This window comes from Pseudonocardia parietis (assembly GCF_017876315.1).
Taxonomy (GTDB): Bacteria; Actinomycetota; Actinomycetes; order Mycobacteriales; family Pseudonocardiaceae; genus Pseudonocardia; species Pseudonocardia parietis.
In genome coordinates this window covers 4,226,216-4,240,297 of sequence record NZ_JAGINU010000001.1, presented here as the reverse complement: position 1 = coordinate 4,240,297, position 14,082 = coordinate 4,226,216, and the positions used below count along the sequence as shown (strand labels likewise).

Here is a 14,082-nt window from a genome sequence, read left to right as displayed (position 1 = left end):
GGAGCGCGCCCGGCCGGAAGTCGAGGGCGGCGTCGACCGTCGGGAGGGATCCTTGACGGGTCGGCGGTACCGGCGCACGGGGCTGGAGGTGCACATGGTCGAGGAGGACCGCGCCGGCGAGCCGGATGTGCGTGACCGGGCTCGTGGCGCGTACCGGCGGGGGGCGTGGGCGGAGGCCTACGAGGTCTTCACCGCGGCGGACCGGTCGTCTCCGTTGGAGCCGGCGGACCTCGAACCGCTCGCGACGGCGGCGTATCTGATCGGTAGGGATGAGGCCGGCGCGGAACTGCTGACCCGGGCGCACCACGAGTGGGTGCGGCGGGACGACCCGGTTCGGGCGGCGCGGTGTGCGTTCTGGTTGGCCTTCCACCTGGTGAACTCCGGTGAGCCGGCCCGCGGCGGTGGCTGGGTGGCTCGGGGCCGCCGGCTGCTCGACGACGGCCGGCACGACTGCGTGGAGCGGGGGTACCTGCTGTACCCGCCGGCACTGCGCGCCACTTTCGAGGGCGAATACCCGACCGCCTGTGCGGCGTTCGGCCGGGCGGCCGACATCGGCGAGCGCTTCGGCGAGGCGGATCTGGTGACGATGGCCCGGGTGGGCCAGGGCCGGGCGCTGATCCGGCTGGGAGAGCCCGTGGAGGGTGTGGCGTTGCTGGACGAGGCCATGGTCGCGGTGACAGCCGGCGAGGTGTCCGCGATCGTGGCCGGGGACACGTACTGCACCGTGATCGAGGGGTGCCAGGAGGTCTTCGACCTGCGCCGGGCGCAGGAGTGGACCGCGGCGCTGGCGCGCTGGTGTGCGTCCCGGCCGGATCTGGACCGCTTTCGCGGTCAGTGTCTGGTGCACAGGGCCGAGCTCATGGCGTTGCACGGGGCCTGGTCGGACGCGACGGACGAGGCCCGGCGGGCCTGTGATCGTTTCCTCCGCGGGCCGGGGCATCCGGCGGTGGGCGCGGCGTTCTACCAACTGGCCGAGCTGTACCGGTTGCGCGGCGAGAACGCAGCGGCCGAACGCCTCTACCGCGAGGCCAACCGGGTGGGTCGGGAGCCGCAGCCCGGACTGGCGTTGCTGCGGCTGGCCCAGGGCGACGTCGGTGCCGCTCGGGCCGCGATCCGCCGGGTCGTGGACGAAGCCCGCGACCGGGCCGGCCGGGCCACCCTCCTTCCCGCGTATGTCGAGATCATGCTGGTCGCCGGGGACCTCGCAGCGGCTCGGCTCGGCGCCGACCAGCTGTCGCGGATCGCCGCCGACCTCGACGCACCGATGCTGCGCGCGGCGGCCGCGCACGCGGTCGGCGCGGTCCTGCTCGACGAGGGCGACGGGCGAGCTGCCCTGCAGGCTCTGCGCCGGGGGTGGACGACCTGGCACGGGCTCGACGCGCCGTACGAGGCCGCACGCGTCAGGGTGCTGCTGGGACTGGCCTGCCGCAAGCTCGGCGACCAGGACGGCGCAGCCATGGAACTGGACGCGGCGCGGGCGATGTTCCAGCGGCTCGGAGCGGTGCCCGATGTGGTGCGGGTGGAGACACTGGCGCGCAACCCGGCCACCCGGACGGCGGGCACGCTCACCGGACGGGAGCTGCAGGTGCTCCGGCTGGTGGCGACGGGTATGGCCAACCGGGGGATAGCCGCGGAGCTGTTCCTCAGCGAGAAGACGGTGGCCCGGCACCTGAGCAACATCTTCACCAAGCTGGACGTCTCGTCCCGGTCAGCGGCCACCGCGTACGCCTACGAGCACGGGCTGGTCTAGACCGTGGCGGGATGGCTGCGCAGAATCACCCACGTCCCGGGATGGGTGTTTCGCCCGACGCGGCACGACGGTGGGGCTCCCTAGCGTCGCGTCCGGACCGATCCACGGCGACCGGGAGGCGACGATGAGCAACACGCAGGGTGCCGGAGAACGCGCACGAGAGTCGGTGTCGGACGCGTCGGATGCAGCGCCCGGCACCCCGGTCGGCGTGGTGGCACCGTCATGACCGGCCGGCTCGAGACATCGCAGCCCGAGCACGCGGACCACGCGCCGGTGGAGGCCTGGGACGCGATCGCTGCCGCCTACGCCGACTTCGTCGCGCCCGGCGAACAAGAGCTCTCGGCGGAGGCGCTGCGCCGGGTCGGGCTGACCCCCGGTGAGACCTTCCTCGACGTTGCCGCAGGTCCCGGCGGTCTGGGACTGGCAGCCGCACGGTCGGGTGCCACGGTGCTGGCGACCGACTGGGCACCGCAGATGGTGGCCCGGTTCGAGGCGCGAATCCGGACCGAGGGCCTCTCCGACGCCACGGCGCGGGTGATGGACGCCCACACCCTCGTGCTCGACGACGATCAGTACGACGTGACCGGGTCCCAGTTCGGCGTGATGCTCGTACCGGACCAGGCCCTGGCCCTGCGCGAGATGGTGCGCGTCACCCGGCCGGGCGGTCGCGTCCTGATCGTGGCGTACGGCGCCCCGGAAGGGTTCGAGGCGCTGGGCTTCTTCATCGCGGCCCTGCAGTCCGTCGTACCCGAGTTCGAGGGGTTGCCGGACCCTCCTCCGCTGGAGTTCCAGGTCTCCGACCCCGGCGTGCTGCGCGAACGGCTCGAGGCCGCCGGGTTGCTGGACGTCGTGGTCGACACCAGCCAGCAGGAGAGGGTCGAGTTCGCCTCCGGACAGGACGCCTGGGACTGGATGCGCGGCAGCAACCCGATCGTCGACATGATCCTCGGGGACGTCGCCGAGGGGGATCAGGTGCAGGTGCTCACGGCGCTCGACGACCTGATCCGCGAGCGTGCCGGCGACGACGATCTCGCCTTGCTCACGGCGCCGGTCAACATCGGGTGGGGCCGGAAGGACGGCGGCAGGTGATCTCGACCTGGGAGATGTCCGGTCCGTTCACGACCGGCGGCACCGCGCGGCCCTAACCTGCCGTCATGAGTGAGGAATCGATCGGTGCCGAGCCGGACATGATCGGCATCATGGTGACGGACATGGCCCGGGCGGTGGCCTTCTACCGGCTGCTGGGCCTGAGCTTCGGGGAGGACGCGGAGAGCTCTCCGCACGTCGAGACGACCCTGCGCGGCGGGCTGCGGCTGGCGCTGGACCTGCAGTCGATGGTGGAGGGCTTCCTCCCGGACGCGGCGCCGACCGGGGAGGGGCGGATGACGCTGGCGTTCCGGCTGCCGTCCGAGGCCGCCGTCGACGACGCCTGGAAGCGGATCACCGAGGCCGGGCACGGGTCGGTGCTGGAGCCGTTCGACGCGCCGTGGGGCCAGCGCTACGCGACCGTCCGCGACCCCGACGGCACGCCCCTGGACCTGTTCGCCTGGACCTGAGCACTCGGACCTGACCGCTCGAACCTGATCACCACGACCTCGCGGCGCACCCTGCGAGGTCGCAGGCCTCACCCAGGCTGCGCGGTCGACGAGCGGTCTGCGAGGTCGTGGCCGGCCGTCAGCGCGGTGGGGGACACACCTGCGAGGGCCCGGATCTCGCGGGACAGGTGCGGCTGGTCGGCGTACCCGGTGCGGGCGGCGACCTGCGCGGGCGGGACACCGTCGAACAGCAGCGCGCTCGCCCGGCGGAAGCGCAGCACGCGGCGGGCGAGGGCCGGGCCGTAGCCCAGCGTGGACACGCAGCGCCGGTGCACCGTGCGGGACGTCACGCCGAGGCGGTCGGCGAGCTCCCCGGCCGCCATCCCGCGCGCCAGCGCCCGCAGCGCCGCCGGCGGGAGCGGCGCCGGCAACGGACGCCCGGTGCCCTCGTCGGCACCCGCCCGCAGCGCGGCCGCCACCTCCAGCAGGACGGCGAGCGCCGGGTCGCGGGGCGCGAGGGGTACAGCAGCGTCGTCCAGGGGGCTGCGAGGAGCTCCTATGTGCCCCTCATCCGACCCGCCGGCCCCGCTCGACCCGCCGGCCCCGCCCGGCCCGGAGAGCGAGCGCGCCGTGGTGAGCGCCCGAACCGTCCGGGCGACGGCGCCGGTGAGGACGGCGTCCAGGTCGGTCCGGGTGTCCCGCAGCTCCTCGGCGGGCACCCCCAGCAGGGCGGGGAGCGCCCCGGGCCGGAAGCGCAGCCCGGTCGTCACCGCGCCGGCGGCGTCGGACGACAGGTGCGCCGCCGTGTCCGGGCCCGCGACGACCAACCGGGTACCCGGAGCATCGGCACCCAGCACCAGCAGGTCCATGCAGCCGTCGGGCAGCACCCGCTGCACGTGCGGAGCGTCGGTGCGGGACTGCCAGGCGCACTCCAGCAGGTCCGCGACCGGCCTGGCCGGCGCGATCTCCCGATAACCCACCACGGTCGTCGAGCCTAGGCCGTGTTCGAGAACCCCCGGAACACGACGGAACCCCGGACCGCGGGTGCGGGCCGGGGTTTCCGGTCGTGAGAGGGGACGATCAGGCGGTGCGCAGCACGGCCTGGATCTCCAGCTCGATGCCCACCTTCTCGCCGACGACGACGCCGCCGCTCTCCATCGGCGTGGCGATGTCGACGCCGAACTCGGAGCGCTTGATCGTGGTGGTGGCGCTGAAGCCGGCGCGGGTGCCGCCGTAGGCGTCCGGGCCGATGCCGTTGACCTCGAGGTCGAACTCGACCGGCTTGGTGACACCCTTGATGGTGAGGTCGCCGGCCAGCACGTGGTCGTCGCCCTTGGCCAGGACACCGGTGGAGGTGAAGCTCCACTCCGGGAACTTCTCGGTCTCGAAGAAGTCGGCCGAGCGGATGTGGTCGTCACGCTGCTCGTTGCCGGTGCTGATCGTGGTCACGTCGATCGTGGCGTTCACGGTCGAGTTCTCGATCGAGTCACCGGTGACGATCTCGCCGGAGACCTTCTCGAAGCGGCCGCGGACCTTGCTGACCATCATGTGACGGACGACGAACGACACGTCGCTGTGGACCGAGTCGATGTCCCAGGTTCCGGCGGCGAAGTTCGGGATGCTGGTCATGGAGTGCCTCCGTGGTCGGTAAGTAGTTGAACTCTCAGCGGCTGAGAGCGATACTAGGAAGAACAAGATGAGCGCTCAACCATTCCGGAGGGTGTCGTGGATCACACGCGCTGGCTCGACGACGACGAGCAGCGGACCTGGCGGGCCTACCTGGTGGCCCAGCGGCTGGTGGCGGAGAAGGTGGAGCGCCGGCTGCAGGCCGGGGCGGGGATGCCGCAGGCGTACTACGAGATCCTCGTGCGGCTCTCCGAGGCGCCGGGGCGCACGCTGCGGATGAACGTGCTCGCCGACTCCGCCCAGTCCTCGCGCAGCAGGCTGTCGCACGCGGTGGCCCGGATGGAGGAGGCCGGCTGGATCGTGCGGCGTTCCTGCCCCACCGACCGTCGCGGCCAGCTGGCCGAGCTGACCGAGCAGGGCATGCAGGTGCTCGAGGCCGCCGCGCCGGACCACGTCGAGAGCGTGCGGGAAGCGGTGTTCGACGGCATCACCCGCGAACAGCAGGCGGCACTGCGCGACGCGCTGGAGGCGATCGTGGCGCACCTGTCGGACACGCCGGGATGGCCGGTGACCGGAGACTCGGGCCCGGACGGGCCGGATGCGGCGCGCGCATCTTAGGCTGAGCGCATGCCTCATTTCGACGTCGTCGTGCTCGGTGCCGGACCCGGTGGATACGTGGCGGCCATTCGCGCCGCCCAGCTCGGCCGCAGTGTGGCGGTGATCGAGGAGAAGTACTGGGGCGGTGTCTGCCTCAACGTGGGCTGCATCCCCTCGAAGGCGCTGCTGCGCAACGCGGAGATCGCGCACATCGTCACCAAGGAGCAGAAGACCTTCGGTCTCTCCGGTGAGGTGTCGCTCGACTTCGGTGTCGCGTTCGACCGCAGCCGCACGGTCGCGGACGGCCGGGTCAAGGGCGTCCACTTCCTCATGAAGAAGAACAAGATCACCGAGCTCGACGGGTTCGGCCGGTTCACCAAGCCGGGCGAGATCGAGGTCGAGCTGTCGAAGGGCGGCTCGGAGACCGTCACCTACGACGACGTGATCATCGCGTCCGGCTCCACGGTCAAGCTGCTGCCGGGCACCGAGCTCTCCGAGCGCGTGGTGACCTACGAGGAGCAGATCCTCACCCGCGAGCTGCCGCAGAGCGTCGTCATCGCCGGCGCCGGCGCGATCGGTGTCGAGTTCGCCTACGTGCTGGCCAACTACGGCGTCGACGTCACGATCGTCGAGTTCCTGGACCGCCTGCTGCCGCTCGAGGACACCGACGTGTCCAAGGAGCTGCTCAAGCGCTACAAGAAGCTCGGCATCACCGTGCGGACCTCGACCAAGGTCGAGTCGATCACCGATGACGGCAAGGGCGTCACCGTGACCGTGTCCTCGGGCAAGGGCTCCGAGGAGCTGCGCGCCGACAAGGTCATCCAGGCGATCGGCTTCGCCCCGCGGGTCGACGGCCTCGGCCTGGACAAGCTGGGCGTCGAGCTGACCGAGCGGGGCGCCATCGCGATCGACGACCGCATGCGCACCAACGTCGACCACGTCTACGCGATCGGTGACGTCACCGCGAAGCTGATGCTCGCCCACGTGGCCGAGGCGCAGGGCGTCGTCGCCGCCGAGACCCTCGCCGACGCCGAGACCCAGGAGCTCGACTACAAGATGATGCCGCGGGCGACGTTCTGCGTGCCGCAGGTCGCGTCGTTCGGCTACACCCAGGCCGAGGCCGAGCAGCTCGCCGACGAGAAGGGCTGGAAGATCAAGGTCTCCCAGTTCCCGTACACGGCGAACGGCAAGGCGCAGGGCATGGCCGAGCCGAACGGCTTCGTCAAGCTGATCTCCGACGACACCCACGGCGAGCTGCTGGGCGGGCACATCATCGGCGCGGAGGCCACCGAGCTGCTGCCGGAGCTGACCCTGGCCCAGAAGTGGGACCTGACCGTCCACGAGATGGCCCGCAACGTGCACGCCCACCCGACCCTGTCGGAGGGCCTGCAGGAGGCGATCCACGGCCTGGCCGGCCACATGATCAACCTCTGAGGGCGCCTGCTGCCGCCGCCCCGGGGAGCTTCGGCCCGAAGCTCCCCGAGGGGCGCGGATGCTGCGGGCGAGGTACCTGGCGCCGGCGTCAGGCCGAGCGCGAGTCCGGCTCGCGGCGGGCGGTGTGCTCACGCCGGCCGGTCGGGCGGTCGGCGTCACGCTTCTCGTGCCGCTCCGCCGCGAGGGCGGCCTCCACCGCGGCCTGGACGGCGGCGGTGTTGACCTCCGGATCGATCAGCCGGGCGGCGGCGAGGGAACGGGCCGAGACCGAGATGCTGACCATGATGAGCTCCTGAGACGTATCGCGTGGTGGTGTCGTACGCGGGCAGGCCCCACGCTGGGCCCTTCCCGTGGTGTCGTCGCGCGACCCGCCGGTGGTCGACCGGCCGGGACCGATGTGGGTGACATGGGTTACCCACTGGTAGTGCGCCGGCCGCGGAACCCTATCTCACGGCACCGGCGGGCCGGCAGCCGGTTTCGCCTGCGGTACCGCCGCGCGGCGGGGGTGCGGTGGTGGTGGCTGCGGTTAGGCTCGGTGAATGCAGTCTCGCGCAGGGGGCCTGACATGACGGCCCACCGGATCATGGGCACCGAGGTGGAGTACGGCATCGCGGTCCCCGGGGACCCGACCGCGAACCCGGTCGTCACCTCGACGCAGGTGGTGCTCGCCTACGCCGCCGCCGCGGACGTCCCGCGCAACCGCCGTGCCCGCTGGGACTACGAGGTCGAGTCGCCGCTGCGCGACGCCCGCGGGTTCGACCTGTCGGCGCCGTCGCTGGCCCCGCAGCTCGACACCGACCTCGACGATCTCGGTGCGGCCAACGTCATCCTCACCAACGGTGCCCGGTTCTACGTCGACCACGCCCACCCCGAGTACGCCACGCCGGAGGTGCTGACGCCGCGCGACGTCGTGGTCTGGGACAAGGCCGGCGAGCGGATCATGCTCGAGGCCGCGAACCGGGCGGCCACGGTGCCGGGCGCGCCGCGGATGCAGCTCTACAAGAACAACGTCGACGGCAAGGGCGCGAGCTACGGCTCGCACGAGAACTACCTGATGGCCCGGACGACGACGTTCCCGTCGATCGTGGGCGGGTTGATCCCGTTCTTCGTGTCGCGGCAGGTGGTCTGCGGTTCCGGGCGGGTCGGGCTGGGGCAGCAGGGCGACGAGCCCGGCTACCAGATCGCCCAGCGCTCGGACTACATCGAGGTCGAGGTCGGCCTGGAGACCACGCTCAAGCGCGGCATCATCAACACCCGCGACGAGCCGCACGCCGACGCCGACAAGTACCGGCGGCTGCACGTCATCATCGGTGACGCGAACCTGTCGGAGGTCGCGACGCTGCTCAAGGTCGGCACCACCGCGCTGGTCCTGGACATGATCGAGCACGGCCGCTCGTTCGAGGACCTGCGCCTGGCCGAGCCGGTGAAGTCGGTGGCGCGGATCAGCCACGACCCCACCCTGACCCAGACGGTCCCGCTGGCCGACGGCCGCCATCTCACCGCGCTGAACCTGCAGCAGGAGTACCTGACGCGCGCCGTCGCCCACCTCGAGCAGACCATGGGCAACCAGCGTGCGGACTGGGACCCCGACACCCGCGAGGTCGTCGAGGAGTGGGAGTCGGTGCTCACCGACCTCGAGCGCGACCCGATGCTCACCGCGGACCGGCTGGACTGGACGGCCAAGCTCAAGCTGCTGGAGGCCTACCGCGAGCGGGACAACCTGAGCTGGGCGTCCGGGCGGCTCGGGATGGTCGATCTGCAGTACTCCGACGTGCGCCTGGCCAAGGGGCTCTACAACCGGCTCGTCACGCGCGGCTCGATGCGCAGGCTGGTCACCGAGGAGGAGGTCATGGCGGCGATGACCACGCCGCCCGAGGACACCCGCGCGTACTTCCGGGGCACCTGCATGAGCCGCTACCCGGCCGACGTGGCGGCCGCGTCCTGGGACTCGGTGATCTTCGACCTGGGCCGGGAGTCGCTGGTCCGGATCCCGACGCTGGAACCGCTGCGCGGGACCCGCAAGCACGTCGGGGAGCTGTTCGACGCCGTGTCCAGCGCCGAGGAGCTCGTCGACAAGCTCACGGCGAACTGAGCGTCCCCGGCGACCCGCCGTCGCCGGACCGGCGATTTTGTCGGTGCTGATCGGTAGGGTGAAACACGTACCGGATCCGGCCCGGTGCACGGAGACAACGTGCGGGCCGGGGCGGGCGGGTCATGTGACCGACGAGGAGGAGACGTCATGTCGCAGGAGCAGACGAAGCGCCAGGGCGGTGGCGACGGCGACGACGAGTCCGGTGAGAACGAGTCCGGATCCGGCCAGGAGCGCCGCGAGAAGCTCGGTGAGGACGTCGACACCATCCTCGACGAGATCGACGACGTGCTCGAGGAGAACGCGGAGGACTTCGTCCGGTCCTACGTCCAGAAGGGCGGCGAGTGACCGCCTAGCGGGCACCACCGCGTCCACAGCAGTACCGTCCGGCCGGGTCCGCACCAGCGGGCCCGGCCGTGCCGGAACGGCCGCCGCAGCAGAGAGCAGCTCGGTGGCGGCACCGCCGGCGCACGCAGTCGAACGAGAGGCACGTCGAAGAAGATGGAGTTCCGGCCGTCGGTCACCCCCGGGCTGGTGCCCGGGCACCACACAGGTCAGCTCGGCACGTTTCTCACCGGATCCGGATCGTTCTCAGATTTCGTGGGGGCCACCGCACCGCACCTGATGCCCGGCGCGGGGGTCGTGGCGGGGGGCGCCGGCCAGGCCCACCCCGCCAATGCCGCCGAGTCGCTCGGGGTGCCGCACGGCACCACGATCGTCGCGCTGACCTTCTCCGGTGGTGTCGTCATCGCCGGTGACCGCCGGGCGACGTCGGGGAACGTGATCGCCCAGCGCGACATCGAGAAGGTCTTCGTGACCGACACCCACTCGGCGGTCGGCATCGCGGGTTCGGCCGGGATCGCGCTGGAGATGGTCCGGCTGTTCAGCGTGGACCTGGAGAACTACGAGAAGCTCGAGGGCGTCCAGCTCTCACTGGACGGCAAGGCGAACCGGCTGGCCGGGATGGTCCGGCAGAACCTGGGCGCGGCGATGCAGGGATTCGTCGTCGTGCCGCTGTTCGCCGGCTTCGACACGGCCGTCGCCGACCCCGCGCAGGCCGGTCGCATCGTCACCTACGACCCCACCGGGGGGCGTTACGACGAGCGGCTCGGGTTCCACGCCGTCGGCTCCGGCTCGATCTTCGCGAAGTCGTCGCTGAAGAAGCTGTACGACCCGGCCGTGGACCTCGACGGGGCCGTGCGGACCGCGCTCGAGGCGCTCTACGACGCCGCGGACGACGACACCGCCACCGGCGGCCCGGACACCGTGCGCCGGATCTATCCGGTGGTCGTCGGGATCACCGCGGACGGTGCCGTCCGCCGGGGCGACGACGAGATCGCCGCTGTCGTCGAGCAGGTCGTCGCCGGGCGCACCGAGCGCCCCGGCGGCCCCCGCTAGGCACTGGTACCGCGATCCGTCCCCCCGCACGAGCACGAGCCTGGAGCGTCTCCCCATGACGATGCCGTTCTACTCCTCCGTCGACCAGCTGCTGCGCGACCGATCGGAGCTCGCCCGCAAGGGCATCGCCCGCGGCCGCAGCGTGGTCGTCCTGACCTACGCCGGCGGCGTCCTGTTCGTCGCCGAGAACCGGTCGACCGCGCTGCACAAGGTCTCCGAGATCTACGACAAGATCGGTTTCGCCGCGGTCGGCCGGTACAACGAGTTCGAGAACCTGCGCACCGGCGGCATCCGGATGGCGGACTTCCGCGGCTTCACCTACGACCGGCGCGACGTCACCGGCCGGATGCTGGCCAACGCCTACGCCCAGGCGCTGGGTACCGCGTTCGTCGAGCAGCAGAAGCCGTTCGAGGTGGAGCTGTGCGTGGGCGAGGTCGGGGCCGAGCCGGGTGGTGACCAGCTCTACCGGATCACCTACGACGGCTCGATCACCGATGAGCCGCGGTTCGTCGTCATGGGCGGTCAGACCGAGCCGATCTCGACCAAGCTGGGCGAGACCTACGAACGCGGCCTGGAGCTCGGTGCGGCGATCGAGGTCGCGCTGGGCGGGTTGCAGGTTCCCGGCGCGGATCCGGCGACGCCCGGCAACGGGGCCAATGCGGCACCGAGGGTCCTCAGCGCCGAGGCGCTCGAGGTCGCGGTGCTCGACCGCACCCGCACGCGCCGCACGTTCCGCCGGATCGAGGGCGCCGCGCTGACCGAGCTGCTGCCGGCGCAGAACCGTGGCACCGAGCCCGAGCCCGGCGTGGCCGGCGGCGACGACACCCCGGCGGCCGGTGGTGCGCTCGGCGAGGGCGGCGCGTCCTGACCCACTTCCGCGCCACCACCGAGTCCGCAGCGGTCATCATCGCCGATCGGGCGGACGTCTGGCGGGTGCTCACCGATCCGGTGCTGCTGCCGCGGCTGACGCCGTTGCTGAACCGGATCGACGCGTCCACCGAGGGCGGTGACACGTTCTGGCGCTGGCACCTGGTGCAGCTCGCCGTCCTCGGGATCGGGATCAAGCCGGTGTTCACCGAGCGGATGACCTTCACCGAGGGCAAGCGGATCGATTTCACGCACACGCCGCCCGCCGGTGCCGCCGAGTGGACGGGTGCCGAGGGCTGTTATCTGCTCAGCGACGCCGAGCCGGAGGACGACGGCACCCCGGCCACGCAGCTGGAGATCTCGCTCACCGTGGACGTCGACCTGCCGCTGTCGCGCCTGGCGTCCCCGGTGGTCACCCGGACCATGCGCACGACGCTGGACCGGACCGGCGACCGGTTCGCCGCGAACCTGCTGCGCCACCTGCGCACCCGGCAGCGTTGAACCGGCAACCCTGACAGCAGGGGTCAGCGTTCCGCGGCCGGCCGCGAGCCCGGGTCGACGAGGAACTGGATCCGCTCCATGACCGGGCTGCGCCGGGTGTTGTGGAACGACGCGATCCGCCACGCTGCGCCGTCCCGGACGACGGTGTAGGTCTGCACCTTGTCCGGGAGCGCCGGCGGGGTGTCCTCGTAGGTGTCGCCGCGGGTGCTGACGACGGCGACGTCCGGGTGCACGAACCGCACCGACAGGAAACGGTCGGTCAGCCGGGTGCCGGCGAGCACGCCGTCGAACAGCGCCCGGTGCCCCTCGACGATGTCCTCCCGGCCGGTGTAGTGGGTGCCGACCCAGCTGGTGTAGGTCGCGTCCGGGGTGAACCCCGCCCCGTAGGCGTCGGCGTCGCCGGCGTTCCAGGCGCTGGTCAACGAGCCGATCGTGGCGCACACGGCACGGTGCTCGGCGCCGCCCGGGGCGACCGGCCCGGTCACCGGTGCCGCGTGGCAGTCCACCTGCCCGGTCACGTGCGGGGTGGAGGTCAGCGACAGCCAGGCGTATCCACCGGCGCCGAGCACGCCGAGTACGGCCGCCGTGGCGAGTGCGGCTCGAAGCAGGATTCGTCGCCGCGGTGGGGCGGGGTGCGCGGGTCGGGTTGCTGTCGTGCTCATGGTCGACCTCCCGAGATGCTTGTGTGTATGCAATAATTGTGTACCAGGAGCAGTTGCATGCACGCAAATGAATCGAGGTCACACGATGTCCGACGAGCGGCCCGCGGCCGACCTGTACCGCAGATATCTGGCCGCGGTGGTGCGTTTCCATCTGCGCGCGGCGGAGCGTTCCGGGCTCGGTCCGACCGACTACCAGGCCGCGAGCCTGCTGGAACTGGACGGTTCGACGACCAGTGGCGCCCTCGGCGACCGTCTCGGACTGACCGCCGGCTCGGCGACCCGGGTGGTGGACCGGTTGGTGGCGGCCGGGCTCGCCCGGCGGGTGGCCGACCCGGCCGACCGCCGTCGCGTCCTCGTCGAACACACCGGTGCGCTGCCCGACGGTCTGGCGTCGTACCTGAACCGGGTACGGATTCCGCTGGGCGAGATCCTGGGTCGGCTGTCCGAGGTCGAGCGCGCCGGGCTCGAGCGGTACCTCGAAGGGGCCGAGCGGGCGTACCGGGAGGCGCTCGACAACGACTGAGAACCGCCCTGCCCGGGCTCCTGGCATGATGGTTGAAGGGTCAACCAATGAGGAGGTCGTATGAGTGACACCGTGTTCGGGATGGACACCTTCGGCGATGTGCCGACCGACGACGAGGGTGTGCTGCTGTCCCACCCGCAGGCCCTGCGCCAGGTCGTCGACGAGGTGGTGCTGGCGGACGGGGCCGGCGTCGACGTCGTCGCGCTGGGGGAGCACCACCGGCCCGAGTACGCGATCTCGACGCCGGAGACGGTGCTCGCCGGGATCGCGACCCGGACCGCGCGGATCCGGCTCTCCTCCGGCGTCACCGTGCTGAGCTCCGACGACCCGGTGCGGGTCTACCAGCGCTTCGCCACCCTGGACGCGCTGTCCGAGGGGCGTGCCGAGGTGATCGTCGGCCGGGGCTCGTTCACCGAGTCGTTCCCGTTGTTCGGCTACTCCATGAATGACTACGAGGTGCTGTTCGAGGAGAAGCTCGACCTGTTCGTCCGGCTGCTCGACGAGAAGCCGGTGACCTGGCAGGGCAGCACCCGGGCCGCGCTCGATGCCGTCGAGGTCCACCCGCGGACCGGGCACCGGATCCCGGTCTGGGTCGGCGTCGGCGGTTCGCCCGAGTCGGTGGTCCGCACCGCCCGGCACGACCTGGGCCTGATGCTGGCGGTCATCGGCGGTGCGCCGGGACGTTTCGCGCCCTACGTCGATCTCTACCACCGTGCCGTCGCGCAGTTCGGGCACACCGCGAAGCCCGTGGGCATGCATGCGCCCGGCTTCGTCGCCGACACCGACGAGGAGGCGAAGGAGATCTTCTTCGGCCCCTACAAGGCGCAGATGGACCGGATCGGGGCCCAGCGCGGCTGGCCGCCGATGTCGCGGGCCCGCTTCGAGGCCGACGTCGAGGGCGGGGCACTGCACGTCGGGGCCCCGGAGACGGTCGCGCGCAGGATCGCGGACTCGATCCGCGCCGTCGGTGCGCAGCGGTTCGACCTGATCTACACCGTCGGGCCGCAGCCGGTCTCGGCGCGACTGAAGGCCGTCGAGCTCTACGGCACGAAGGTGATCCCGATGGTGCGCGAGCTGCTGGCCTGAGGTGGGGCCCGCCC

The 14,082-nt window shown here is 71.7% G+C and carries 16 protein-coding genes; 12 read left to right on the top strand and 4 right to left on the bottom strand.

Annotated elements, in window-relative coordinates:
* Positions 1–52: 52 nt before the first annotated feature.
* From JOF36_RS20025 to JOF36_RS20015, 3 genes are all read left to right on the top strand, one after another.
* Positions 53–1,750: a helix-turn-helix transcriptional regulator gene (locus JOF36_RS20025; protein ID WP_245350913.1), complete on the top strand. Its 1,698-nt coding sequence runs from the start codon at positions 53–55 to the stop codon at positions 1,748–1,750.
* Between the two features lie 222 nt (positions 1,751–1,972).
* Positions 1,973–2,839, top strand: coding sequence for a class I SAM-dependent methyltransferase (locus tag JOF36_RS20020; RefSeq protein WP_210029265.1), 867 nt, complete (start codon positions 1,973–1,975; stop codon positions 2,837–2,839).
* Positions 2,840–2,904: 65 nt separating this feature from the next.
* Positions 2,905–3,306 (top strand): VOC family protein, encoded by a 402-nt coding sequence (locus JOF36_RS20015; protein ID WP_210029263.1) that lies wholly within the window; start codon positions 2,905–2,907, stop codon positions 3,304–3,306.
* Between the two features lie 68 nt (positions 3,307–3,374).
* Here JOF36_RS20015 and JOF36_RS20010 read toward each other — a convergent pair whose 3' ends face one another.
* The gene (locus JOF36_RS20010) at positions 3,375–4,268 is read right to left on the bottom strand and encodes a helix-turn-helix domain-containing protein (protein WP_210029255.1); all 894 of its coding nucleotides are present in this window, start codon (positions 4,266–4,268) and stop codon (positions 3,375–3,377) included.
* Between the two features lie 97 nt (positions 4,269–4,365).
* Positions 4,366–4,914, bottom strand: a complete 549-nt coding sequence (locus JOF36_RS20005) for a YceI family protein (RefSeq protein WP_210029253.1) — start codon at positions 4,912–4,914, stop codon at positions 4,366–4,368.
* 96 nt (positions 4,915–5,010) lie between these two features.
* On the opposite strand from JOF36_RS20005, the gene JOF36_RS20000 reads away from it, so the two are divergent.
* The gene (locus JOF36_RS20000) at positions 5,011–5,529 is read left to right on the top strand and encodes a MarR family winged helix-turn-helix transcriptional regulator (RefSeq protein ID WP_210029252.1); all 519 of its coding nucleotides are present in this window, start codon (positions 5,011–5,013) and stop codon (positions 5,527–5,529) included.
* Positions 5,530–5,538: 9 nt separating this feature from the next.
* The gene (gene lpdA, locus JOF36_RS19995; protein ID WP_210029236.1) at positions 5,539–6,942 is read left to right on the top strand and encodes a dihydrolipoyl dehydrogenase; all 1,404 of its coding nucleotides are present in this window, start codon (positions 5,539–5,541) and stop codon (positions 6,940–6,942) included.
* Between the two features lie 88 nt (positions 6,943–7,030).
* Here lpdA and JOF36_RS19990 read toward each other — a convergent pair whose 3' ends face one another.
* The gene (locus JOF36_RS19990) at positions 7,031–7,225 is read right to left on the bottom strand and encodes a hypothetical protein (protein WP_210029234.1); all 195 of its coding nucleotides are present in this window, start codon (positions 7,223–7,225) and stop codon (positions 7,031–7,033) included.
* 282 nt (positions 7,226–7,507) lie between these two features.
* Here JOF36_RS19990 and dop point away from each other — a divergent pair, with 282 nt between their 5' ends.
* From dop to JOF36_RS19965, 5 genes are all read left to right on the top strand, one after another.
* Entirely contained in the window at positions 7,508–9,034 is a 1,527-nt protein-coding gene (gene dop, locus JOF36_RS19985) for a depupylase/deamidase Dop (RefSeq protein WP_210029231.1), read from the top strand.
* A gap of 147 nt (positions 9,035–9,181) precedes the next feature.
* On the top strand, positions 9,182–9,379 hold the full coding sequence (locus JOF36_RS19980; RefSeq protein ID WP_010228454.1) for a ubiquitin-like protein Pup: 198 nt from the start codon (positions 9,182–9,184) through the stop codon (positions 9,377–9,379).
* Between the two features lie 153 nt (positions 9,380–9,532).
* On the top strand, positions 9,533–10,429 hold the full coding sequence (gene prcB / locus JOF36_RS19975) for a proteasome subunit beta (protein WP_210029223.1): 897 nt from the start codon (positions 9,533–9,535) through the stop codon (positions 10,427–10,429).
* A 55-nt stretch (positions 10,430–10,484) separates the two neighbouring features.
* Complete coding sequence (prcA, locus tag JOF36_RS19970) at positions 10,485–11,297, top strand: proteasome subunit alpha (protein WP_210029214.1); 813 nt, start codon at positions 10,485–10,487, stop codon at positions 11,295–11,297.
* A 65-nt stretch (positions 11,298–11,362) separates the two neighbouring features.
* Complete coding sequence (locus JOF36_RS19965) at positions 11,363–11,797, top strand: SRPBCC family protein (RefSeq protein WP_210029204.1); 435 nt, start codon at positions 11,363–11,365, stop codon at positions 11,795–11,797.
* Positions 11,798–11,820: 23 nt separating this feature from the next.
* Here JOF36_RS19965 and JOF36_RS19960 read toward each other — a convergent pair whose 3' ends face one another.
* Positions 11,821–12,459 carry an SgcJ/EcaC family oxidoreductase gene (locus JOF36_RS19960; RefSeq protein ID WP_210029201.1) on the bottom strand — a complete coding sequence of 213 codons (639 nt, stop codon included), beginning with the start codon at positions 12,457–12,459 and terminating at the stop codon, positions 11,821–11,823.
* Positions 12,460–12,544: 85 nt separating this feature from the next.
* Between JOF36_RS19960 and JOF36_RS19955 the strand changes: the two genes are divergently transcribed.
* Both JOF36_RS19955 and JOF36_RS19950 read left to right on the top strand, forming a co-directional pair.
* The gene (locus JOF36_RS19955; protein ID WP_210029192.1) at positions 12,545–12,982 is read left to right on the top strand and encodes a MarR family winged helix-turn-helix transcriptional regulator; all 438 of its coding nucleotides are present in this window, start codon (positions 12,545–12,547) and stop codon (positions 12,980–12,982) included.
* A gap of 60 nt (positions 12,983–13,042) precedes the next feature.
* Positions 13,043–14,068, top strand: a complete 1,026-nt coding sequence (locus JOF36_RS19950; protein WP_210029176.1) for an LLM class flavin-dependent oxidoreductase — start codon at positions 13,043–13,045, stop codon at positions 14,066–14,068.
* Positions 14,069–14,082 lie beyond the last annotated feature (14 nt).